Source organism: Faecalicatena contorta (assembly GCF_022835095.1).
GTDB lineage: Bacteria > Bacillota > Clostridia > Lachnospirales > Lachnospiraceae > Faecalicatena > Faecalicatena contorta.
In genome coordinates this window covers 1055848-1079645 of the sequence record NZ_BQNQ01000001.1, presented here as the reverse complement: position 1 = coordinate 1079645, position 23798 = coordinate 1055848, and the positions used below count along the sequence as shown (strand labels likewise).

Sequence of the window (23798 nt, the reverse complement as noted above, 5' to 3'; positions counted from 1 at the left end):
TTCTATTCCTCCTCATCTTTTACCAGCCAGTACAGCGGAGCCGACAGAACGCCCATCTCCTCCAGCCGGTATTCATATGTCCATTTATTTCCACGGGTCCTCCACAGATTCGGACCGTACCACGTTTCTGTCCGGTCTGCGTTATGTACCGGGCCAAATGCATTGGCTCGGTTTCCAAACACCCGGATGCATATCTTATGCTTCCCTGCTCTGACCTTTCCCAGGTTCATCCTGTAAGGTGCATATATCAGGTTTCCTTTTTTCTTTCCATCTACTTTAATCTGCAGAAGTGCGCCTCGGTATCTCGAAATCTCTGTCCATAACTCTCCCGCTTCTGTCTCCACAGAGGTTTCATAGACAAGATTCCCTGCATAAAAAGGCAGGCCCTGTGTTACATAATCCCCATAATATATTACTCCCGGATATGCCGTCAGCCGTTTTTTCCTTCCTGACACCTTTACGCCAAACCGCCCCAGAAGCCAGCACCATTCTACATTTGTTTTCTCGCCAAAGGGCATATACAGCTCCAGAAGGTTTTTTCCTTTTTGTATTCGGCCAAGATAGATCCTGCGGATGCTCTGATCCACGTACCAGCCCCGTTCTTCATTGCCGCACAGGTTTCCATTCAAGTAGATCTGTACTTTTTCCGGATGCTCCAGTGCCAGATATACATCCTCTATCGCAATCTCTGTATCTATCCGGAAACGCAGCCTCAGTCTGTGAACTTCTTCGTCTTCCTCCTGCTTCAGCCATGGCTGCGCCAGAGCCTCCATGCGGAGTGGATAGCCCAGCGCCTTCCGGAAGCGGTTGTCGGCCCGGAGCAGTTCCTCCTCTGGCTGCCATTCCCCCTCGTCAAATGCATACTCAGCCAGGTCAAGTAGACAGCAGTTTTCTTCTTCCAATGAAAAATGCTCCGGCTCCGGAAGCAGTTTCTTTGCCTCATCAGGCCAGATACCGCACTTATTTTTCAGGAATGAGGGTGTCTCCGCCGCGCCTGCCTCCATGTATCTTCCCGGCGCCAACCGGTATAGAAGGCTGTCATGGGCTGAAACATACGCTGTTATCATCGTTTTTCCGTTTTCATAGCAGGCTGCGCACTCCGTGATATTCCCGCTTACCGTGTCATACAAACTGGGGCGGTACTCTCCCTTTATCTCAATTGTCAGTCTTTCGGTATAAGTAATATCTTCGTTTGCCGGTTTGTTGACATGACATAGAAACAGCCATTCGGCACCCTTGTCCACACGCATCTGGTAAAACATGTTTTTTGCCCGCTTCTGATTTTCCCGGTGTTTCATCCTGGAGGGGTCTGACCCCTCTGCATTTTCTGTAAACATATCAATGTCGCGGCAGGGCTCCAGGGAATTCAGAAGGCTTTCCCGCTGAAAGGGAATGACTCCGCATTCTTCCGCCAGCCGTCGGATGTCCACAGATTCTCTTCCTTCCATACAGGAGGGCGCAGTTCCCAGAAAAAGAATTCTGCCACCCTGAGAATGGAATTTCTGCAGTCTTTTATAGGTATGCTCCCGCAATGTTACGCAACCTGGCACCACGATCACCTCATATGCGGCTTCTCCAACCTGAAAGTTTGCTGCATGACAGCCTCCATGGAAAGTATGGCTGTAAATATCTGCAGTCTCTATAATCTGCTCACCGTCTTTTGCCTCAGCAGCATCTCTTAACTGCCCGTCAAGATCCTCCAGCATGGACTCCGAAATAAAATCAAAATCTATCAGTCCGTACAGCAGCCACGATATAAGGTTTTCAAATTGTGTGTCGAGCGTCTCGCGGACATCCGCATTGTGGGATTGGCATCCCCAGTAGATCCAGTAGGACTCAATGGGGTGTATGACGCCGACTCTTACCTTTGCTTTTCCCCTGGTCAATGCCGTATTTAACCTTGCAAAATGATTCTCAAGTTCGCGGTATTCTTTGTACCACGGAGACTGATATCCAATACTTGCCGGATAATCTCGCTTTGCCTCCCCTTCCATGGAAACCCATGTCAGATGGGGAACTCTCAATGTCACCCCCAGCGCCGCCTGCCAGTCTCCGGCCAGTTTATGGTTTCGGAAATCGAAAGTCCACCCGGTCACCCCGTAGATCTCACTCATCACCCCCCTGCGCCCCATCTGCCGGGCTACGCTCTGGGCCTGCTTTGCCGTGGAAAGTTCTCGTCTGTCGCACAGCATATCGATTCCCGGTATCCCGAAATTCATCATAGGGCGCATGGCCTCTCCCACTGCCATGGTCTGTGAATGCAGAGTCCATTCATTCATCATATGTCCGGTCAGCGCGATTCCATGATTCCGGCACCATTCCCCCACACGATCCCCGAACGCTTCCGAGAACCGTTCACATACATGACGGTGATAGAGATACCGGATTTGAGAGTAACCATTACTTTTTTTCTCCCAGATTAGTTCCGGAAGACCTGCCAATATGGAGATCCCGTATTCTTTCTTAAATGTTTCCTCAAAGTCATCTGTGAAAGGCAGGATGACCGCTTTTTTCTGAAAGGGATCTTCCAGTCTTTCTTTGTGTGCAGTCTGCGGTTCATCCGTAAATATGGCCGGTATCACCGTCCCAAAGTCATCCTGGAAGCGCCGGTAATATTCTTCATGGGTAACTTCCAGGAATCTGTCGATGGCTGACTTGTCCAGCGTATTTACGTAGGACTGATTATTAAACCAGGGGGTATTTCCGGAAACTTCCAGCCATGCACACCAGATTTCCCCGCCTGCAGAGTCTTCCACACATTCATAAGATTCCAGCATTCCCTTGGAGTCCAGTGTGATCCTGTAATATCCCAGCAGTTTCCGCTTTCGGCTCCTGACCGCCTTTGCTGCAGCCATATACCCGTCCTGCTGCTCTTCCTCCATCTCGTAAGGCTCGAAAACAAGAAAACGCATGCGGTACTTTTCTTCTCTTGTAACGATTCCCCCTGCCGTACCGGAAGGCCAGCGGTCTTCATCGTACAGCCAGCACAGAAGCCCTTCCTGTTTCATCTTATCTTTGCAGGCCGATACCGCATCAAAAAACGCTTCTCCCAGATAGGGGGTATCCAGCCCTACCCGGCAGTGAATATGTGCGCCTCCCATTCCCATTTCTCCGAACTGGCTGATCTGGGAAAGGAGAACATCCTTATCCAGCCTGCAGTTCCATGCCCAGAAAGGGGCCCCACGGTACTGCGCAGGAGGATTTTCGAATAATTCCGGATCCAGTGTATCTTCAATTGATCTACTATAAAGCATTTCCATACCTCGCCATTTTATAAAGGAGGGCGTCTCAAGATCTTTTGGGACGTCCTCCTCGTATTAGAGCATGCTTGAGAATTCATTGCTGCAATATGACACGCCCATTCCAGTCTTTTATTTTACCTGCTCAAATTTGGACTCCATAGCCTTGGTAACGTCCGCCGCGTCAGCCTCTCCTGCAATCACTTCCTGGAATTTGGCTGTTAGTTCATCACTGACACCGCTCGGCCATGCATTGTTCAGATTGTAAATGGTGGAAAGACCGTCGTATCTTGTCATATATTCCTGTATCATTTCACGTTCGTCAGAGAGGCTATTGTGTACAGGAATGTTATCGTTTGACTCTGCCCATGCCTCGAACAGAGGGGTGCCTTCTGTAAACCAGTAGCTCATCACTGCCTTTACCGCATCCTCATGGCCTTCGTTGGCGCCAGCAAAGATTCCTTCTGCCGGAGTCAGGTTGTATACAAGCTCCTCGTCCTTCTCGTTAGATGGAAGCATAAATATACCTCTATCAAATTCTGACGCGCCATCTGCCATCAGCGCCTCCCAGCCAAAACTTCCGTCAAATGTCATTGCCGCTCTGCCATCGATAAATGCCTGTCTTGCCTGATCATGGGACAGCCCCAGCGTATCCGCCATCACGTATCCTTTGTCATACAAATACTGGTATTTTTCAATCGTTTCAACCCATCCGGCATCTGTAAACTTTGTCTCTCCTGTATAAAGCTGGTCATCAAAGTCAGGGTTTTCATTGTAAATGCAGGATGCCCCCATCATGTATGTGCCGAACTGGATCACATATGCATCCTTATCACCCATAACAATTGGCGTGATACCTTTCGCTTTTAATGCGTCACAGCACGCAATAAATTCCTCCCAGTTCATCGGTACCTCCGATATCCCTGCTTCTTTGAAAAGCTCCTGGTTATACCAGGTTGTCAGGAAACTGGATCCCAAAGGGACTGCGTAATTCTTGTCGTCAAATGTAAAGGACTCCACCATATCTTCCCTGAAATCCCCGATACATTCTAAGTCGCTCAGATCCAGGCAGTAGCCCGCCTCTACTAAAGGTTCCGCCTGCTTATCCGGCCACCACTCAAACATATCCGGGCCCTCGCCGCTTGCAAACTTCATCTGGATTGTAGATTTATAGTTATCGCTCGGGAGCTCCTCCACCTCAATTTCAATATTCGGGAACTGCTTATTTACCATCTCAGGAAGTGTCTTATTATAAAATTCGTTTTCCCCGCCCGTTATAAACATAAAGTTAAGGGTTACGTCATCCCCGTCGTAGGTGAATGCCGGATCTGTGCCTGAAGAAGCCTGCTCTGTCTTTTCGGTCTCTTGACTGTCCCCCGCATCCTCTTTCTTTTCGTTTCCTGAACAGCCTGTTAAGAAGGCCGTTCCTACCATACTCAATACTAATAAACAACTGACTAGCTTTTTCCTCATTCGATTTCTCCCTTTCATTTTATATTCAGCTATCCGCAGGTAACAGTTCAAGCTTGTCTGAACTGTTACATCTGCAGGTAACTTTTGTTAAGTTTATCCTAGCACGGGACCGGTAACTTTTTTGATGAATCTGAGTAACTTTTTTACTGTGCAGTGCATCCCTCCGGCCGGATGCCAAATACTCCGCAGGCAGTCCGCCAGAAGATATCTTCCTCCCATTCCGGATGCCTCTCCAGTATCGTGCGGTACTTGGCAAGCTCGGTCGGAATCTGAAGAGGGGAATCCGAGGAAAACATCACTTTTTTCCCATCCAGCGCGCGAAGCGCCTCGTAGGTCTCCCCAATCCCGCAGCCGCTTGGTTCCAGGTAGACCTGCTCATACTCCTGCGCCAGATGAATTGCCTGGGACGCATAAAAACTGCTGCCCAGATGGGCAATCACCATTTTCACATCCGGATATAACCCGGCCGCTTTTCTTAATTTTTCCGGGTCGGCAAAGGGAATTCCATACCCTGTGTGTACCATAACCGGCACCCCCAGTTTCCTGGCCGTCTCAAAAACAAACAGCCCGTCCCTGGACTCCGGGTTCACTGCATGGCTGACCGGTGTGAGCTTCAGGCCAATGAATCCCAATTTCTCTATACAGCGTCTGGCTTCTTTTGCATATTCTTCGTGCCTGAAATGAGGATTTATCGAAGCCATCCCCCAATAATTCCTGTTGTTCCGGCATAACTGTCCTATTCTGTCATGGTACTGCCTTGTGACCTCCATATATGGCCTGCCGATGAAAGGCTGTACGATTCCGCCCGCAATTCCGTATTTCTGGTTATTCTCCAGCAGGTCTTCTTCCGTATGCCTGCAGTCGAATATTACGTCCTCCCCCAAATGGGAGTGTGCATCCAATATCAAGAGCTTCCCCTCCTGTTCTTCCTGTATTCCTGCGGAGTCTCACCCACAGACTTTTTAAATACCTTAAAAAAATACTTTGGATTCGTGTATCCGATCTCACTGGAAATATATTCAATGCCGGCATCCGAATCCGTAAGTAGCAGTTTTGCATGCTCAATTCTAATCTCTGTAAGATATTCATTAAAGCTGATGCCCTTCTCCCTAAGTATATTCCGGCAAATGGCCGGATTGGCATAGATACTTTCCGCTATCATGGACAGCGTTATCTTTTTGTTATAATTTTTGTGAATGTAACTGTCGATCATTTCGAATAAATCCTGCCCGCGTTCTTCTCTCCCATCGACAGACTGGAAAATCAGTGTGATATAACCTGCATTCTCCCGTTTCATTCTGTCCAGATTCTCATCAAACAGATATCTGGTGTCAAAATATCTCATGATATCATCTTTTTCTATACTCTGCTCTTCTGCATATTCATTCACCTTTTTCACCATGTATCCGCATGTCTTGCGCACGTCTCCCATTGTAAACTGTGTAATGTCAATATTATCAAAAAAGCTGTCCATCACAGCCGTCACCTCTGCCGGATCGTACTTCATTCTGCCGAACCAGCTGTCCATACACTCCGCCGAATAAATCATCCTGCTCTCAACCGGTTCCCCGGAATTCAGAATTCTCCTCTTAACACCAGGAAGCAATGTGTGCAGCGCTTTGTCATTGTCTTTTCTGAGAGAATTTAATTTGTGAATACTTCTCGTGGTTCTGCTGATTACACAGACCATTTCTTCTTCCTGGAAGTTATCCGCAAGGGACTTCACAATCTGGTTGGTTTTCAGCCTCAGATAGCTCTCCCGCTCCTTTTCAGTGTATAAAAGTATAAAAAACTGAGATTTCTGTACCGTATTTTTTATAACCGCCCACCGCATACTCTGTGCATGCTCCTGGCAAATGGAAAAACAGGTTTCGTAGGCGCCTATGATTTTATGGTTCACAGAAACCAGCCGGGCATAAAGACATACCGGGTAATCCGCCTCATTCAAAGCCAGGCCGTCCGGATTTCCCATAATTAAATCCTGGAGGGCCCGGTTTTTGTCCTCCTGCTCCAGCAACTGTATTTTTGCTTCGATTGTTTCTAACTGGCAGCGGCTCTCGATCTCCTTTACGGCTTTTTCCAGCTGTTTACCGATCTCTTCCGATGAAAATGGTTTCAGCACATATCCGATCACCCTGGATTCAATTGCCTTATGCATGTACTCAAAATCCTTAAAGCTGCTGATGACAATCACAGGCTGTTTCAGCCTGCTGTCTTTTAGTGTCTCGAGAAACTGCACCCCGTCCATTTTGTTCATTTTCATATCCGTAATAATAATATCCGGGTTCTTCTCTTTTACCAGTTCCAAACCTCGCAGCCCGTTTTCAGCCTCGCCCACACATTCGTAATTGCTGTCTTTTATGTCGCTGATCTTCTTAATCAGCCCTTTACGGATAATTACTTCATCATCGATTACTATATAAGAATACATCAGACCACCACCTTATTCCGTTTGAAGCGGCAGGCGGATCAATACTTCCAGGCCGCCGCTTTCCCTGTTATAAATTTCCAGTCCGTATCTGTCCGAATACACCAGCTTGATCCTCCGTTGGATATTGACAAGGCCGATACTGTTTCTCCTTCGCTTCAGCTCTTCAGCTTCCGCAGCCTCCCGGATTTTATCCCTGGTAATGTTGCCCCGGATTTCCTCCAGTTCTTCCGGTGTAATATACATGCCGGCATTTTCTACACGGATGCAAAGCTTCTTCTGTTCTGCCCATGCCTGGATTCTGATCCACCATACATCCTCCTCACCGATCAGACCGTGTTCAATAGAGTTCTCTACCAGCGGCTGAAGCATAAACTTCAATACCCTGGATGTCCGCAGTTCATCCGGTATTTCTTCTATAACATGAATCTTATTATCAAAGCGGATCTCCTGGATCTCTACGTATTTCCGGATATTTTCCATCTCCGCCTCCAAGGTCTCCTCTGTCCTCTCGAATTCCATACTGTAATGCAGCATATCTCCCAGCGATTTTGACATCATCGCAATCTTACGGTTCCCGTCCAGATCCGCAAGGCAGTTGATATTTTCCAGTGTATTAAAGAGAAAATGCGAATTAATCTGGGACATCAGGCCGTTTAGTTTTTCACGCAGCAGATTGATCTGGCTGACATACTGCTCCTGGATCAGCTCATTAATCTTAATGACCATCAGCTGGAATTTGTTATAAAGAATTCCAATCTCATCATCCCTTTTCTGCAAGGCCGGGGATAAAACAGGCTCCTCGTCCGGTACCTTCAGCATCATGGCCGATAATTTCACGATTGGTTCTATAAAATGCCTGCCAATTACAAAAACAGAAGCAATAATAAAACCGACACAGATCAGGAGCAGCATCACCAGATTCATAATATTTTTTTGATACAACTCACTCAGCTCGTCTACACCATATCTGGAAACAATCTTCCAGTTATTTAAACTCAGTGTATGGAAAATGATACCGCCGTCTTTAATACCAATAATCCCTTTGTCTTCATTTCTGATCCGCTCCTTCTCCGCCGCAGTCAAATCCATATCCCCCATAATTCTGTACAGAAACCCACCCCCGCCGTCGAGAATCACGGCTTCGTTGTCCAGCGCAGAATCACTGTCTATCTCTTCCATCATGTTATTGTTACAGACAACGGCTATATATCCTGTCTTCCTTCCTCTTTCATCTGCAACCGGACGGACCTCCAGTATATTTTTTTCTGTCACCCGTTTACTGGGGGAGTCCCAAAAGGTAACAAGCTGATAAAGATTTTCATCACACATCTGTCTGTACCAGCTGCTTTCCTGGTAATCCTTCTCCAGATAGAACTCTTTTGTCTTTGTATAAGAATAGGTATATCCGCTCTCAGTGAACAGATATACCCCTTCCACATATTTATTATTACAGATCAGGTTGCTGCAAATATAGATAAACTCCCTGTAGTTCGTAAGCCTCTGCATAGCGGTTATATCTGTATCCGCATATTCCATGCCTGCAATAGACTGTATGCAGTATTTGTTATCGTATCTGCTGTGAATCAGAGAGGCAACCAGCTCGTCCACCTCCTGAAAGGCGGAATCTATCTGATAAACCGCCTTTTCCATCTCGCCGGATGCAATGATGCTTGTCCTCTCATCGTAGAACTTATAAAAACTCTTGATGTGCAGATAAAACAGGATCAGGACGGGTATGATAGAAACACACAGCAGCCCCAGCGTAAATTTTGTTTTTAGACTTTTTTTCATTTTTTATACCTCCGGGAATTCACCATGCCCCTATTGTAGCATGTGTACACGCGGCGGAAAACACTGCACTGCTCATCAATGTTTCCATATCCTTACTTTATTTCCATACCCTAACTCTGTTTCCGCTCCCCTCCTGCCATTCTGTTGGCAGGCCTCATCTTCTGCCAGGCCGCAGTATTACCCTTTCACCGCGCCCACCGTCAGGCCACCCACAAACTGTTTTTGCAGGAAAGCGTAGGCAAGCAGCATCGGAAGAGCGCTCAGGAAACATGCGGCAAACAGCATGGTCCACTGCGTCGGTTTCTGCATATCCCCGAGGAAAGACAGCATAACCAGAGGCAGCGTCTTTTTCGTGGACGAGGATAAAAACAGCATAGATAAGAAAAAGTCATTCCAGATCGGCACACCCTGGGTAATAATAATAGATGCCAAAACCGGTTTGGTCAGAGGTATTACGATCTTAAAAAATGTTCCCAGTCTGCCTGCTCCATCGATTCTGGCAGCTTCCTCCAGGGCTACAGGCACACCCGATTTCACGAAATTAGTATAAACAAAGATGGAAAATGGTATCGAAATGGTGACGTACATTACGATCGGCGCTATGTAGCTGTTATTGATCTTAAAATAGCGCATGATATTATAAATCGGTATAATCGACATCTGCGCGGAAATCATCATCCCTGCAAGGAAGAAGATCTGCAAAAAACCTCCCATTCTCGTCTTAAGACGTGCCAATGCATATCCAGCCAGAGCCGCCACTACAAGCAGGATTGCCACACTGCTGAAGGTCGTAATCACGCTGTTCTTCAGGGAACGGAAATAATGCATCTTCTCAAAGGCTTCTTTGTAACTCTCCAGAGAAAACTCATTGAACAGCTGTAAAAAAGAGGTTCCATTATCCGGTGAACGGAAAGATCCGGACAGTGCTATTAAAAGCGGGGACAACATGACGGCAAAGAAGATTACTATAATAATGCTGAATATAATTTCTTTTTTTACGGACTTTTTCATTATGCTTCCACCTCCCTCTTCTTAAAGAAAAACAGAACCACGCACGATATTACCAGAATCAGGATAAATGCCGAGGCCGCCAGCGCTTCCGCCAGGCCGTACTGATATTCCACAAATGCCAGTTTGTAGACACTGTACATCAAAGTGCTCGTTGAGGAACCCGGTCCGCCTCCCGTCAATGTAAATACATAGTCGAAAGATTTAAATCCGTTGATCAGCCCAAGCATCACATTAACAGCAATCGTATTCGCCAGCATAGGAATCTTCACACGGAACATTTCCTGATGCCATTTGCAGCCGTCAATCTTACAGGATTCAATTACTTCGCCCGGAAGGTTCTGAAGTCCCGCCAGATAGATCAGGGTCATGGTTCCGGAGGTCTTCCACTGTTCCACAAATGCACAGGCAATCAGTGCCGTCTTTGTACTTCCCAGCAGATTTGGTGCAGCTTCCGCTGCTCCGAAGATATCAAAAACATTGTAAATCATTCCATAATATGGTGCGTAAACATAACTCCATATAAAAGCTACAACCACCGTACTAAATAACGCCGGTATGTAGAACACCGTCCGGAAGGCCCCCTTCATGCGCATCTTCATGTTCAGGATAAATGCCAGCGTTAACGCCAGGACATTGCCGAACACTACCGTAAAAACCGTATAAACCCCAGTATTTTTCAACGTATTGATCAGCGTTCCGTCTTTTAATAAGTACTTAAAATTCTTAAGCCCCACGAAATTGTAATCCCCCACTCCTGACCAATCCGTAAGGCCGTAAAAAAATGACATCAGAACCGGCAGCACCCAAAAAATCACGTACAATAAAAGCGCCGGTATGAGAAAATAATATAAAGTTCTGTTTGTTTTTCTTTTCACCTCTTGTAACCCCTTCCTCTATAAATTATGGCCCGCATTGTATATGAACTTTTCATTTGCAGTAACCTTTTGTAAGATAATCCTAGCATAGGGGAAGTAACTTTTTCTTTTCAAGTAAGTAACTTTTTGTGGAAGAGGGGGACGCCTGTCCAAAGATTTGGGGATGTTTGATGAATTATTTTATTATGATATGTCCGCCAGGGGTATTGTAGAAGAAATTATTGTCCGTGGAATCCGCTTACCATTTATCATAAAAACGTTAAAAAATTCCGCATACCGGATGGTATCCAAAAACCGCACTTCTCTGTAATAATTTTCCTGCAAACACTGTATTACTTCCAATAACAAGGCAATACTATATTCATGCACGTCCGCTGGACCACCCCACCATTAATTCCAGAGGGCGCCATGCAGACTGACAATGAAAGGAGCCTTATTTACATGAAAGCAGAAATTGACAGAGAAGGATGTATATCATGCGGACTCTGTGCCGCTACCTGCCCGGAAGTATTCCGCATGGCAGATGATGGCCTGGCAGAAGTCTACAGCGAAATAACCCCGGAAGCAGAAGATACCGCAGAAGAAGCAGCAGAAAACTGCCCCGTCAGCGTAATCAAGGTTGATTAGGGGGGGAGTTTGGCAGAGGGGACGCTGTGTGGAATTGGAACAGGCATCTCCTGGATACGGAATTAGGGCATAAGCGCCGCTAATCAAAATCGGAGCCGGCATGGTGAACACCGCAGACACTCACGAGAATTCTGATGAATTCTCGCTGCGGGTCTGCTTTCCTTCAGGCCTTGTGGGCCTGAAGGAAGTTCACATGCCGGTTCCGATTTTGATTAGCGGCGCTTATGCCCTAAAAGACGCATCCAGGAGATGCCTGTTCCAATTCCGCACAGCTGGACTCATCCAGTCAGAAGTCAAAATCCCCTATCCCGGGAGGAATTAAGACGGGAGCATCGTATGAAACAGTACTGGTGATACAATGATTGCTCCTGAACAGTCCCTCTCGCAATAACAGACACTGCCTTCTCATCCCCGCCCACCCAGTTCCCATCCGCCTCACCCGCCGGAACCCCACCGAGGCTAGAGTAACCGTCTTGATGCGCCCAGCCTCCCGGGACAGCATCGGAGCATCCACCTTCCGGCAGGCGACCCTTCATCCCTCTTACTGCCCCCAAATTCCTACTTTTTGCTATGAGTATCCGCAAGTACGGATATAACGATTATGACTCCTTTGAACACCTGCTGCCAATATGTATTCATTCCCACCAGTGTCATTCCATTTGTAAGAACGGTAAGCAGGAGTACCCCCACGATTGTTCCCATGACTTTTCCGCGTCCGCCGGACATGCTTGTTCCCCCGACTACGGCTGCCGTGATGCAGTCCATCTCGAAGTTCAGGCCGGCTGAGGGCTGTCCGGAACCGAGGCGGGTGGTGATGATCAGACCAGCTATGGCGATCAGGACTCCCATGATCATGTAGACGAGGATTTTTACTTTTTCTACTGCGATTCCTGACCAGCGGCTTGCCTCCATGTTTCCGCCCACGGAGTAGATGTAGCGTCCGAAACGGGTCTTCGATGTCAGAATAACGCCGAATATGATGACAATTACCATAATGATAACAGGGACTGGAATTCCAGCGATGTATCCGGTTCCTATCATCGTAAAACTTTCATTGCTCCATACCACGGAATTACCGCCGGTTACAATATAGGCCAGACCCCGCAGCACGGTCATACTTGCAAGGGATGCGATGAATCCCGGCAGCTTTCCTACCGCGCAGAGCACTCCGTTCACAGTTCCGATTACCGCGCCAACTGCAATTGCCGCAATCACGGAAAAGAATACATTGTCCGTATTCTTGCAGACAACGGCTCCTACCAGGCCTGCGGCGCATACGAGGGAACCCGCTGAGAGGTCTATCTCCCCTATGATGATGACCATGGTCATCCCCACCGCCGCGATCGCCGTATAGGAAGCCTGCCGCAGAATATTAGATATATTGTTGGCGGACAAAAACTGTGAGTTCATGATCGTCCAGATCATACATAATACGATTACTACGCCAACTAAAAGCAGTTCCCTGAAGGATCTGAGATTTATCTTTTTTGTTTTATCCATTTTCCATACCTCCGCCAAATGCAGCCTGCATTATGCTATTCTTTGAAACTTCCTCCGCAGCAATTTCGCCGGAAATGCTGCCCTCATGCATGACGATAATCCTGTCGCTTACCTGCATGACTTCTGCGATTTCCGATGAAATCATAATAATGCTTTTTCCCGACTGGGTCAGCTTACGCATCAATGCATAGATCTCACTTTTTGCGCCGATGTCAATTCCTCTTGTAGGCTCATCCATAATCAGGATATCCGGCGTCATGGCCAGCCACTTTGCAATCACCACTTTCTGCTGGTTGCCTCCGCTCAGTTCTTTGACCTCCTGCTCCTCGTTTCTCAGGGATATGCCAAGATCGCTGATGTAGTTTCCCGTGATCTGCTTAAGCCCCCGGCGATTCAGCCAGAAGCTTTTCAGCTGTCCAAGCTTGGAGATGAGCATATTATCCCGGATACTCATTCCCAGGATGAGGCCCAGCCCCTTTCTGTCTTCGGGGACAAGGCCGATTCCTGCGCCGATTGCATCCTTTGGAGAAGAGACGCAGACTTTTCTCCCTTTTATATATATTTCACCTTCCCCAATGGGGTCGATGCCAAACAGCTTCCTCATCAATTCCGTTCTCCCCGCGCCTACTAGGCCAAAGAATCCCAGAATCTCCTTTTCATAGAGCTGAAAACTAACCGGACTGCTTTTGGGATATACCCGCACGTTCTTCACTTCCATGATTACATGCTCCCGATTCACAAATTCACTTCCACATGCCTTGCTCCCATCTAACTCATGCCCAATCATCATTTTAATCAGATCTGGCTCTGTCACCCGTTTTGTCTCTACCGTATCTATATATGTACCATTTCGGAAGACGGTAATACGATCGGATAGCTGGAACACCTCTTCCATTCTGTGGGAAATGTATACGATGCACACGCCCTGTTTTCTCAGCTCCTCTATGATCTGGAACAGCACCTGAGATTCCTTTTCTGACAGGCTGGCCGTAGGTTCGTCAAACACCACCACTCTGGCCTGAAAGGACAATGCCTTCGCAATCTCCACGCACTGCATCTGCCCGCAGCTCAGCTCGGATACCGGGATGCCCGGATCTATGTCCAGGTTGACCTTTTGAAGTTCTGCCTTTGCCTTTTTATTCAGTGTGTCCCTGTCCAGCAGCCTGCTTTTTCCGACCGGCTCTCTGCCGATAAAAATATTTTCTGCTATATTCATATTTTCCAAGAGGTTCAGTTCCTGAAAAACCATGCTTAATCCTGCTTTCTGTGCCATTAGCGGTGATTTCATCTCTGCCTCTTCCATCTGTCCGGTTTCTTCGTTCAAAAGATACATGCTGCCTTCGTCTTTTGAGTATACCCCTGTCATAATTTTCATCAAAGTAGATTTCCCTGCCCCATTTTCTCCCATGAGTGCATGGACTTCTCCTTTTCGCAGCTCGATCTGTACATGATCCAGCGCCTTAATTCCTGCAAATGCCTTCGATATTCCTTCCATTTTTACTATTACATCGGACATATCTTCACCTCTTCATTTATGATAGGAACCATCCACATACGCAGATGGTTCCAATTCAGGTACGCCAAGGCGTACTTGCGGCTTTCAAGATGAATACTTATTCTACCTCAACGCCATATCCTTTTTCTCTGTCGATGAATTCCTGGATATTATCTTTGTCCATATACTCAACAGGAACTTCAATAAACTTCTCAACGTCTTTTCCTTCACACCATGCCAGCGCCTGCTCTACCGCTTTGTATCCCATCTGGTATGGATCCTGTGATACGCCTACTGCCACTTTACCGTCCCGGATCGCCGCCATGTTCTCGGATGTTGCATCCACGGTGGTGATCAGAAGGTCTTTCAGATTTGCGGAGGTTGCCGCGCTTAAGATTGCCATACCTGAATTTTCATTAATCCCTACAAACGCATCGATGTCCGGATTTGCCTGCAGAATATTCTCTGCGGAAGCCAGGGCCGTATCTCTTGCATGCGCGGTCTGCTGCTCTGCCACAATTTCAATCCCGCTTTCTTTGAGTACTTCCATGAAACCTTCGGTCCTGTCCTTCAATGAGCTGACCGTTATCCCATCGATGATAGCGATTTTCCCTTTACCGTCGAGTTTTTCTATTACGTATTCTGCCAGCATTTTTCCGATTTCTCTATTATCGGAGGCAACGAATGCAAGGGAACCTTCACAGTCCACATCCATTGTAAATACGCCGACTCCTCCATTCACGGCATCGCTTACGGCATTGACAACGCCCTCCGAATCATAGGGGTTCAGCAGGATTGCATCACATCCCATAGTCACCAGGTTCTCGAGCTGGGAATTCTGCGTTTCCAGAGAACTGTCGGCTGACAGGACGTTACACTTTTTCACGTTGTAATCTTCACATGCCTTCTCAATTCCCTTCTGCATCGCTACGAAGAAGGGGTGCACATTCTGTCCGAATGAGACTCCAAGTGTAATTTCTTCCGCTGACTTGCCTTCCTCTGTTTTTGCCTGCCCGGAATCTGCCGCCGGTTCAGAAGCTTCTTTTCCTGGTCCTTCACTTGTACATGCAGCCAGTGTGACTGCCATCATTGCTGCGCAAAGCAGAGCTGCTATTCTTTTTTTCATAATCTATTCCCTCCATTATAACTGGCATTTTATATGTTTTCATGGTATATTTAAATCGTATTCAATTAGATCTGCGGGCCGCCTGCTATGTTGCGGGGAGCCAGAGCAATCTTTCCAAGGATTGAGTACTGTGACGCATGACCTGCTGCTGGAATATTTCCCGGTATACGGTGGATAGTTGAATAAGCGATGGTCGCAAACTTAATCGCTTCTTTATATTCCGGCGGGATGCCGATTTCAGCAGAGGTCGTCACTTTGATATTTCCCGGAATTCTTTCCCGTATCTCTTTCATAATCTGAGGATTCTTTACTCCCCCGCCGCTTGTATACAGTTTGTCCGTCTTCTCTATGATCTCCGCAGGTATATTGTCAATCATACTTTTCGCAACAGCCGCCCCTGTAAATGCGCATGACGTTGCAAGAATATCTTCCGCCGGCAGATGTCCGAATTTGTCCAAAACACTGTCTATGTACTGTTCATTGTAATCTCCTACCCATCCTGATCTTGGCACCGGTCTGTCCCAGAACGGATGATGCATAAAGAAATCCAGCAGCTCTTCGTTGATATTTCCTCTGGAAGCAAGCTCACCGTCTTTGTCGTAATCCTTCCCGGTCAGTTTCTTGCACAGATAGTTGGATACTGCATTCCCCGGACCAGTGTCAAACCCAAACATGTCTCTTCTGTCTTTACCTGCCACATGCAGATTAGCAATTCCGCCGATATTCAGTGTCATAACCGGCTTCTCCTCATTCCGGAATAAAATGTAATCCAGATACGGCATCAACGGAGCCGCCGCTCCTCCCCATACATGATCTGCAGGGCGGAAATGCGTCACAGTATCAATATTCGTCAGGTTTGCGATTACAGAGCTCTCTCCCATCTGAAGTCCGGCCGGATACGGTCCGTCCAGCCATCTGTGAAGCCAGTCCCCCTTTTCTTCTTCAGACATGGACGCGATCTTCGCGTGGTCAGGCTGCTCCTGGTATATGGTCTGTGTGTCCAGCCCCAGCACTTTGATATCCAACGGATTGATATGATTCTCTTCCATAAACTGTACTGCTTTTTCAGCAAATACTGCTCCGCAGATATAATTCAGCCTGTTGATCCCCACCATATCCACGCGGTTCTCAAAGGCATCCCTCACGATCGGCGTTACCTCCTCGGGCCAGTCGTAGGAACCTCCGCATATAAAGCGGGGCGCTTTGGGAAAACCATCGCCGTCCATCTCGATCTCTGCCAAAATCACATCGATTCCATCAAAGGACGAACCACTGTTCATACCCATAATTAAATCCATTTTGTTCCCTCCTTGAATTGATATTTATAGAACACCCTCCGGTGCTGCTACCAGTTTAGTCGGCTTTTCTGCAGGATTTCCGAAATACAATGGAGGCCTCCAGTACCTCTCGTTTCTCCCCCTGCTCTCCGGGGGCTTTTTCTTTTTGCGCGATCAGCTCCTGCACTGCTGCCTTTCCGATCGCTTCGATCGGCTGAACCACGGTCGTAATATCCAATAATTCATTTAATTCTTCATCGTCCCAGACGAGAAGCGAAATATCCTTGGGAATGTGCATCTGTCTTTTCTTCAATTCCATGAGTACACCGATACACAGGCTGTTATTCAGCACGTAAAGAGCGGTGGGGCCTTCCCCGTTCAGCAGCTCCGCCGTCTTCTCCCGGATCTTTTCCTTATCATTGTGTGCGGCAAACATCACCAGATCCTCCCGGTATTCGGCGCCGTACTCCTCCAGTGCTCTTTTATAGCCTTTGATTCTTTCATTTACAGTAGAATAATCGTCGGTTGCGAGTACCCCGATCTTTCTGTGCCCCAATTCCAGAAGATACCTGGCCGCCTGATAGGATGCCTCCGCGTTATTACTCTGAATTACCCTGGAATCCAGTCCACGGATTCTTCTGTCCACAAATACAACGGGTACGCTGCCCTGATACAGTTCTCTGTACTGTTCCCGGATCTCCTCTTCTCTTTTCACCGTAGACATCAAGATCACACCGTCCACCTGTCTGCCATACATATTCTGGAGATGCCCGATCTCCTGCGCCACATTCTCATGAGTGTTACAGACAATGACGTTGTACCCCTGCTTTTGTGCTTCTTTTTCAACTGCATAGATCAATTTATTGCAGTAATTATTTTTAATGCTGCCCAGTATCACGGCAATTGTCTTTGTGCTCTGGCCCCTAAGGCCCTGCGCTACCAGATTGGGCCTGTAGTTTAAAGCTTCCACAGCCTGCATAACTTTTTCCCTGCTCTTTTCCGATACGTTGCCGTAACCGCCGACTACACGCCCCGCCGTCGCTCTGGACACGCCTGCCAGCTTCGCCACATCTGTTATCGTAATGTTCTGTTCCATCCTTACACCTCTGCTCTCACATTTTTGAGAACGATCTCATTTCTCTGAATTTAAAAACTTGAGAACGTTCTCAAGTTGTAACTGTATTATACTCACACCATTTTCTATTTGTCAATTGCTTTTGGTTAATATGCTTTATTTTATTAATTTTCACTAATTATAGTTAGCTATTTTTATCAGTATTTCACAAAGTTTAATTTCCATACCGTTGAGACCATTTCTCAAATTCTTCCACCGGCAAAGGTCGGGAAATCACGTATCCCTGCACCATATCGCAGTGAAGTGAGCGCAGATATTCCAGCTGCGCAGGTTCTTCAATCCCCTCCGCCACCGTTTTCACATGCAGCCTTTTGGCCAGTTCGAGCAGGCAGGCAATCACAGCCTTTGCCTTATCACTGGACATATCCAGGAAGAACAGGCGGTCCAGCTTGATCACGTCCACATCAAATTCTTTCAACAGCCCCAGCGAAGAGAATCCGGAACCAAAATCATCCAGAGAGCAGCTGAATCCGTGCTCATGCATCTGGCGTATCACATTTTTAACCCTGCTGATTTGTCCGTCGTCAAAGAAAATAGATTCCGTGAGTTCGAATTCGATCATCTCATGTGCAATGCCATATTTATCTGCCATTTCAATAAAAGGCTCTAAACATTGGCTGCCCTGAAAATGGAGCCTGGAAAGATTCACTGAAACCGGCACCGTATTCTTGCCCTCCTCGGTCCATCGCTTCAGCAATTTACAGACTTCTTCAAACATATACAGATCCAGTTGGCAGATCTTGCCGCTTTTTTCAAACAGCGGGATAAAGTCCGATGGAAAAATCACGCCTTTCTTCGGGTGGTTCCAGCGCACCAGCGCCTCTGCGCCCTCGATCCGGCCACTTTCAAGCCCTGCTTTGGGTTGAAGATAAACCTGAAAATCATGGTTTGTAATGGAATCTTGAAACAAATCGTTCAGTTCCTGCTCTTGTTTCACCTGTTTTGCTATATCGCCGCTGTAAAAAGCACAGACATTCTCCGTCCCTGGCTCTGCATATTGATATGCCAGGCGGGCACGGTCCTGCAGAATCGTAATATCCTGTAACTGATCGTTTAACATACATGCCCCCTGCTGGAAAATCAGCTCGCAGCGCGGGATATCTGTATCTTCAAATGCATGAATATCTGCAAACATTTTATCAAGCCGCATTTGTATATCTTCACGCCTGCTCTCTTTCAGGCAGAGAGTAAAGTGATCGGATCCGCTTCTGGCTGCAAACTCATTCTTATGCCTGTCAATGTTTCTATCTAGAACCTGATAGATGTAACGGAGTATCCCATCTGCCTCTTCACTGCCATAACGCTCGTTAATCAGTTTAAATCCCTTCACGTTAAGCTGCACTAAGTAGTAGTCAGACAACGCTATGTCCGGCCCTATTTCGAGAAATTTCAATCGGAGGGCCGCCTGATTCATTCCGCCGGTCACTTCATCCATAAATGCAAAACGTTCCAGCCTCTTTCTGCTCTCATGAAACAGTCGGTAAACATTCAGCAAAAGCACGAAACAGGCAACGGCGACAAACCCCAGGATCAGAAATGAACGAAATACATACCGATCCAGCCCCTCTGATATGATATCTGCCGGTATCAGCGTGAGAAGAAACCAATCGTTTATGTTCAAAGGATTGTATGACAGATACAGCTCCTCCTGCTTGATGGACGTAAACTCCAAAATCCCGTTTTTACCACGCTTTAAATCGGCCTTCATCTCGTAAATATCATCGACAACCTTTGAGTCCCTGTCATTTTTGAAAATATCATCCAGCTGCATAAAGGTCTCCACATCAGTTGGAGAGAGAATTACATTCCCTCCGCTGTCGATAATGCAGCTAAGGCTGTTTCCGCTAAAGCTTTTGGCTGCGATCATCTCCTGCATCTTTTCCTTATTCCTGATGCCTACCACTACTTCCTTTATCTCTTTATTGATAGTAACCGGCGCAGTATAGATGATCTCCTGTCCTCCAAGGTAACTTGCCCCCACCTTACCTTCAAAGGCTTCCTTTACAACAGGAATACTGCTGAGCCTATCCAATTCCTTTTTATTTAAACTATGGGTCAGACTGGAGGAGACCAGTTTTCCCTCATTGTCAACAATAAACAGAAAAGAAAATTCGAATATATCCACCTTGCTTCTCAAAAATTCTGCCAATTCAACAATGTCGGTGTCCACCTGCATCCTGGAGGCGGAATTTGCCACTGCTTTCAGATCTTCCATCCTGTGATTCATGGTATTGCTAATTTCTCTTGTAGTCTGTGTAGTAACATCGTACAGATACTGCTTTGTGCTGCGGCTCAATACACTCCTTAGATCCGCTGCATTCCATATGGAAATAAGTAATGTAATAATAACAACCGCAGATATAAAAACGATCTGGACTCCTCTTAACCTCAACGGCCGCCGATCATTCGTAACAGCTTTCAACTTTTTCTTCATGACAAATACTCCTGTTTACAAAAATATATACTTTTACCTTTGTTATTCATTTTACTATGGAGTTTTTTTGCAATGCAAACCAATATTTGTGTACGTATACAGATAGTGTCTTTATGAAATAATATGATTTATGATATACTATTGCAAAAAATAAAAAGGAGTTCCGGCTATGGAACAGAAAAGAACGTTATTTGATTACTTATACCAGAACCTAAGGGAGCAGATACTGACAGGTATCCTGCCTTACGGAGCCCATCTTCCTTCCATAACTCAGCTCTGTGATATATACAATGTGGGAGTGAGAACCTCAAAAGATGTGGTCAAAGCCCTAAAGAAGGAGGGGCTTATCCATACAGAGCAAAGGCGCCCGTCCATTGTTATATACCGGCATCCGCAGACCGGCACAGACAATCCCGTCTATGCTGTCCTGGGACAGCGCAGCTCTATTCTCACGGTTTATCAAACTATGTCCATACTGATGCCGCCGCTTTTTTCCTTTTCAGCCAGCCTATGCAGCCCACAGAAACTGGAGCAGTGCTTCTGGCCGCTTATCCATGAACGTCATGAGAAGCGGGAATTATGGCAGAGCCATTCTGACTATCTCCGTGGTCTGCTGGCAGCTTCGCACAACCTGCTGTTCGGAGATCTGTATACAAGTCTCGAAATCTATGCCCAGGTACCCTTCTTCTGGGAGCACAGGGCAGAATTCCCGACCACCCCGGCATATGAGGCTTGCAGGAGACAATTCTGGAACATTGAAACTTTAAAAGCCAGAAATCATGAAGGAATCTACCGGCATTTTACCTATTCCTACCAATTGTCGGCAGAGACCGTCAGCCAGTATCTGGATCAGCTTTCCAGAGAATATCCGATGGTTTCGGATCACAGTGAGGATATTTACACCTGGTGCGCAGAACTTGGCAGAGATCATTATTATATGCAGATTGTTCGGGATCTAATTGACAAAATCGGCCTGGGAACATACAAAGACGGGGATTTTCTGCCCTCCGAAAAGGTACTTGCAGATCAGTACGGCACCTCCCGTTCCACGATACGCAAAGCCATTGCCACCCTGAACCAGCTTGGATTCGGACAGACATTCACCCCCAAAGGTACCCGTGTCATGCTCGATACCGCTGAGGCAACCCAAGCATGTATGAAGATCAGAAGGTTCAAAAGAGATACCCTGCTTTACCTGAGCGGCCTGCAGTTTATGGCCCTCTCCGCACCATCTGCAGCAGCTCTGGCATTTTCGCACATTACGCCCTCTATGCAGGACAGTATGCGCAGCAGATTCCGTGAGCCAGGCGCAATTCCCCTGGACATTATCATGGATGAGATTATAAGGCTGCTGCCTCTGCGCCCCTATAGGATCATCATGCAGGAAGTCCGGAGCATCCTCCAGTGGGGCTATTATTTTTCCTTTTATCCCGAAGGAAATCAATTATCCAATCCTGTAAACCAGATGGGATTAAAAGCATTTGAAACCCTGGAAGCCCGAAACTGCAGGGATTTCTCTATGCAGCTTGCCCAATGTTACTGCCATGTCCTGAATGTGGTCAGGGAATTCATGGTCACATGCGGACTGCCGGAAGCCGCGGAGATCGTAACACCTAAAAAACGGTTTCTGCGGTGCATCATATATAAATGAATGCTGCAAAATGAATGCTGATGGACGATTCCTCACGTCCATCAGCATTATCTCTTATATTCCTGCCCAAAGATACTTTCCGCGTTCTCCAACCTGATAGAAATCCCCATAATTAATATGGAATACATCTTTTTCTATTCCGCTGATATCTGCCTTATTCTTGATCAGATACTGCCAGATTCCCGCGTTGGAGATGTCTCCCTGAAGGAGAATCCCCTCTACTCTGCCATCCCGCAGAATCACTCTGTCATAATGCCCGCTGTCTTCTCTGACCTGTACGTCGTCGCCCTCTTCTGCACGGATTTTCCCGATGCAGAGTGTGACAAGCCCAAAGAAATTGATTGTATTTTTAGCCGCATATGTATCCGTATATTCTGTTTCAATGCCGCACATATTTTTTCCGGCTATACGCCCCTGGTCCGCCGCATTTGGCCAGATTCCTGAAAGACCAGTCATGTCTCCTGCCGCATAGACATCCGCAGAAGTGGTCTGCAAATGGCTGTCTACCACGATACCCCGCTCACAGGCAATGCCGCTGCCTTCCAGATATGCTGTACATGGACGCACACCAGCCGCAGCAATGATCATGTCGCAGGCCACTTCTTCACCGTTATCGAGGATCACCTTATGAATCCTGCCATCGGCTTCACATACCGCCTGATCCGCCTTTCTTCCAAGGAAAAAACGTACCCCTGCCTTTTCAAATAATTCCTGATAGGCTGCTGCTCCGTGTTCATCGAGCTGAACCGGCAGGATCTGAGGCGCCATCTCTACGATGGTCACTTTCTTTCCCAACTCCAGAAGTCCGTATGCCGCATCCAGGCCTACCAGCCCGGAGCCGATAATCAGGATTTCCTGTGCCTGCCCTGCTTCCCTGACAATTGCTTGGGCATCCGGCAGATCTCTAAGCCCGAATACATTGGACGCTTTCCTGAGTTCCCCAACAGGAGGAATCAGGCTGTTCGCCCCCGTTGCAAGCAGAAGTTTATCGTAACGGACGGTTTCTCCGTTATCCAGAACGGCTTCCTTTTGATCCGGACAGACTTTGGACAGCCTGACGCCGCTCATCCAACGGATGTTATATCTGCCAAAGAAGTCTTCCTCTGTAAAATCCAGGCCCTTCTCGTCCCTCTCCCCGGCAATATATTTATGCAGCATACAGCGGGAATGAATCTGTGTGTCCGCAGAAATCATGACAATCTCCGCTGATTCTTCCTGCGCTCTTATGACCTTTGCAGCTTCTACGCCTGCAACTCCGGCGCCGATAATTACATACTTCATCCGCTATACCTCCTCCACATAAATCGCCTTCGTTGGACAGGCCGCCACACAGGATGGCTCGCCCCCTGCATTTACACAGAAATCGCACTTGATGACTTTACTGTTCGTAACACTGTCAGGCTTCAGTACTCCAAAAGGACAGTTCATCACACACATAAAACAGGAACCGCAGCGGTCCTCGTCATAGAACACGTGACCGCTTTCGGGATCTTTTCTGAGCGCACCACTCATACAGGATTTGACGCACTCCGGGTCGTCACAGTGACGGCAGAACAGCGGTTTATATCTTCCTTTGGAATCCTTTAATATAAAGTTTCTGGACTCATTTACCGGGTCTGTCAGATCCAAGTCATAGACTGTACCCTCGCCCTCTCTGTGAGCCTGCATACAGGCTACGGAGCAGTTTTTACATCCATCGCATTTTTCATACTCAATCATGATACGCTTCATAA

18 protein-coding genes are annotated in these 23798 nt (G+C 47.1%); 3 read left to right on the top strand and 15 right to left on the bottom strand.

Translation table 11 applies throughout. From position 1 onward, the window contains the following. Window positions 1–2: 2 nt before the first annotated feature. The 7 genes from MWG26_RS04895 to MWG26_RS04865 all read right to left on the bottom strand — a co-directional run bounded on the left by MWG26_RS04895 (window position 3) and on the right by MWG26_RS04865 (window position 10820). Window positions 3–3254, bottom strand: coding sequence for a hypothetical protein (locus MWG26_RS04895; RefSeq protein WP_025654946.1), 3252 nt, complete (start codon window positions 3252–3254; stop codon window positions 3–5). 117 nt (window positions 3255–3371) lie between these two features. Continuing rightward, window positions 3372–4712, bottom strand: a complete 1341-nt coding sequence (locus MWG26_RS04890) for an ABC transporter substrate-binding protein (protein ID WP_240285635.1) — start codon at window positions 4710–4712, stop codon at window positions 3372–3374. Window positions 4713–4855: 143 nt separating this feature from the next. Continuing rightward, window positions 4856–5620, bottom strand: a complete 765-nt coding sequence (locus MWG26_RS04885; protein ID WP_025654944.1) for an amidohydrolase family protein — start codon at window positions 5618–5620, stop codon at window positions 4856–4858. Then, window positions 5617–7143: a response regulator transcription factor gene (locus MWG26_RS04880; RefSeq protein ID WP_117441037.1), complete on the bottom strand. Its 1527-nt coding sequence runs from the start codon at window positions 7141–7143 to the stop codon at window positions 5617–5619. The genes MWG26_RS04885 and MWG26_RS04880 overlap by 4 nt, the downstream gene beginning before the upstream one ends. A 12-nt stretch (window positions 7144–7155) precedes the next feature. Further along, entirely contained in the window at window positions 7156–8934 is a 1779-nt protein-coding gene (locus MWG26_RS04875) for a sensor histidine kinase (RefSeq protein ID WP_025654942.1), read from the bottom strand. Between the two features lie 177 nt (window positions 8935–9111). Beyond that, complete coding sequence (locus MWG26_RS04870; RefSeq protein ID WP_025654941.1) at window positions 9112–9945, bottom strand: carbohydrate ABC transporter permease; 834 nt, start codon at window positions 9943–9945, stop codon at window positions 9112–9114. Beyond that, window positions 9945–10820 (bottom strand): carbohydrate ABC transporter permease, encoded by an 876-nt coding sequence (locus MWG26_RS04865; protein WP_025654940.1) that lies wholly within the window; start codon window positions 10818–10820, stop codon window positions 9945–9947. Before MWG26_RS04865 ends, MWG26_RS04870 begins: the two co-directional genes overlap by 1 nt. A gap of 163 nt (window positions 10821–10983) precedes the next feature. Here MWG26_RS04865 and MWG26_RS04860 point away from each other — a divergent pair, with 163 nt between their 5' ends. Then, entirely contained in the window at window positions 10984–11130 is a 147-nt protein-coding gene (locus MWG26_RS04860; RefSeq protein ID WP_244062700.1) for a hypothetical protein, read from the top strand. 131 nt (window positions 11131–11261) lie between these two features. Next, entirely contained in the window at window positions 11262–11447 is a 186-nt protein-coding gene (locus tag MWG26_RS04855) for a ferredoxin (RefSeq protein ID WP_025654939.1), read from the top strand. A gap of 558 nt (window positions 11448–12005) precedes the next feature. On the opposite strand, the gene MWG26_RS04850 is transcribed toward MWG26_RS04855, so the two are convergent. From MWG26_RS04850 to MWG26_RS04825, 6 genes are all read right to left on the bottom strand, one after another. Further along, on the bottom strand, window positions 12006–12947 hold the full coding sequence (locus MWG26_RS04850) for an ABC transporter permease (RefSeq protein ID WP_025654937.1): 942 nt from the start codon (window positions 12945–12947) through the stop codon (window positions 12006–12008). Continuing rightward, the gene (locus MWG26_RS04845; RefSeq protein WP_117441039.1) at window positions 12940–14463 is read right to left on the bottom strand and encodes a sugar ABC transporter ATP-binding protein; all 1524 of its coding nucleotides are present in this window, start codon (window positions 14461–14463) and stop codon (window positions 12940–12942) included. The genes MWG26_RS04850 and MWG26_RS04845 overlap by 8 nt, the downstream gene beginning before the upstream one ends. Window positions 14464–14560: 97 nt before the next feature. Beyond that, window positions 14561–15568, bottom strand: a complete 1008-nt coding sequence (locus MWG26_RS04840; protein WP_025654936.1) for a sugar ABC transporter substrate-binding protein — start codon at window positions 15566–15568, stop codon at window positions 14561–14563. 65 nt (window positions 15569–15633) lie between these two features. Further along, window positions 15634–16866, bottom strand: a complete 1233-nt coding sequence (locus tag MWG26_RS04835; RefSeq protein WP_025654935.1) for an anhydro-N-acetylmuramic acid kinase — start codon at window positions 16864–16866, stop codon at window positions 15634–15636. A 55-nt stretch (window positions 16867–16921) separates the two neighbouring features. Then, window positions 16922–17941, bottom strand: coding sequence for a LacI family DNA-binding transcriptional regulator (locus MWG26_RS04830; RefSeq protein WP_025654934.1), 1020 nt, complete (start codon window positions 17939–17941; stop codon window positions 16922–16924). 193 nt (window positions 17942–18134) lie between these two features. Then, window positions 18135–20414, bottom strand: coding sequence for an EAL domain-containing protein (locus MWG26_RS04825; RefSeq protein WP_025654933.1), 2280 nt, complete (start codon window positions 20412–20414; stop codon window positions 18135–18137). Between the two features lie 169 nt (window positions 20415–20583). Between MWG26_RS04825 and MWG26_RS04820 the strand changes: the two genes are divergently transcribed. Next, window positions 20584–22065, top strand: coding sequence for a GntR family transcriptional regulator (locus MWG26_RS04820; RefSeq protein ID WP_025654932.1), 1482 nt, complete (start codon window positions 20584–20586; stop codon window positions 22063–22065). A gap of 54 nt (window positions 22066–22119) precedes the next feature. Here MWG26_RS04820 and MWG26_RS04815 read toward each other — a convergent pair whose 3' ends face one another. Next, window positions 22120–23346, bottom strand: a complete 1227-nt coding sequence (locus tag MWG26_RS04815; protein WP_025654931.1) for an NAD(P)/FAD-dependent oxidoreductase — start codon at window positions 23344–23346, stop codon at window positions 22120–22122. 3 nt (window positions 23347–23349) lie between these two features. Beyond that, the gene (locus MWG26_RS04810; protein WP_025654930.1) at window positions 23350–23796 is read right to left on the bottom strand and encodes a 4Fe-4S dicluster domain-containing protein; all 447 of its coding nucleotides are present in this window, start codon (window positions 23794–23796) and stop codon (window positions 23350–23352) included. Between the last annotated feature and the right edge of the window lie 2 nt (window positions 23797–23798).

Bases quoted from the DNA above. Each gene is read 5' to 3' on its own strand.
- MWG26_RS04895 (WP_025654946.1), bottom strand. From the start codon at position 3,254: ATGCTTTATAGTAGATCAATTGAAGATACACTGGATCCGGAATTATTC.
- MWG26_RS04890 (WP_240285635.1), bottom strand. From the start codon at position 4,712: ATGAGGAAAAAGCTAGTCAGTTGTTTATTAGTATTGAGTATGGTAGGA.
- MWG26_RS04880 (WP_117441037.1), bottom strand. From the start codon at position 7,143: ATGTATTCTTATATAGTAATCGATGATGAAGTAATTATCCGTAAAGGG.
- MWG26_RS04875 (WP_025654942.1), bottom strand. From the start codon at position 8,934: ATGAAAAAAAGTCTAAAAACAAAATTTACGCTGGGGCTGCTGTGTGTT.
- MWG26_RS04870 (WP_025654941.1), bottom strand. From the start codon at position 9,945: ATGAAAAAGTCCGTAAAAAAAGAAATTATATTCAGCATTATTATAGTA.
- MWG26_RS04860 (WP_244062700.1), top strand. From the start codon at position 10,984: ATGTTTGATGAATTATTTTATTATGATATGTCCGCCAGGGGTATTGTA.
- MWG26_RS04855 (WP_025654939.1), top strand. From the start codon at position 11,262: ATGAAAGCAGAAATTGACAGAGAAGGATGTATATCATGCGGACTCTGT.
- MWG26_RS04850 (WP_025654937.1), bottom strand. From the start codon at position 12,947: ATGGATAAAACAAAAAAGATAAATCTCAGATCCTTCAGGGAACTGCTT.
- MWG26_RS04845 (WP_117441039.1), bottom strand. From the start codon at position 14,463: ATGTCCGATGTAATAGTAAAAATGGAAGGAATATCGAAGGCATTTGCA.
- MWG26_RS04840 (WP_025654936.1), bottom strand. From the start codon at position 15,568: ATGAAAAAAAGAATAGCAGCTCTGCTTTGCGCAGCAATGATGGCAGTC.
- MWG26_RS04835 (WP_025654935.1), bottom strand. From the start codon at position 16,866: ATGGATTTAATTATGGGTATGAACAGTGGTTCGTCCTTTGATGGAATC.
- MWG26_RS04830 (WP_025654934.1), bottom strand. From the start codon at position 17,941: ATGGAACAGAACATTACGATAACAGATGTGGCGAAGCTGGCAGGCGTG.
- MWG26_RS04825 (WP_025654933.1), bottom strand. From the start codon at position 20,414: ATGAAGAAAAAGTTGAAAGCTGTTACGAATGATCGGCGGCCGTTGAGG.
- MWG26_RS04820 (WP_025654932.1), top strand. From the start codon at position 20,584: ATGGAACAGAAAAGAACGTTATTTGATTACTTATACCAGAACCTAAGG.
- MWG26_RS04815 (WP_025654931.1), bottom strand. From the start codon at position 23,346: ATGAAGTATGTAATTATCGGCGCCGGAGTTGCAGGCGTAGAAGCTGCA.
- MWG26_RS04810 (WP_025654930.1), bottom strand. From the start codon at position 23,796: ATGAAGCGTATCATGATTGAGTATGAAAAATGCGATGGATGTAAAAAC.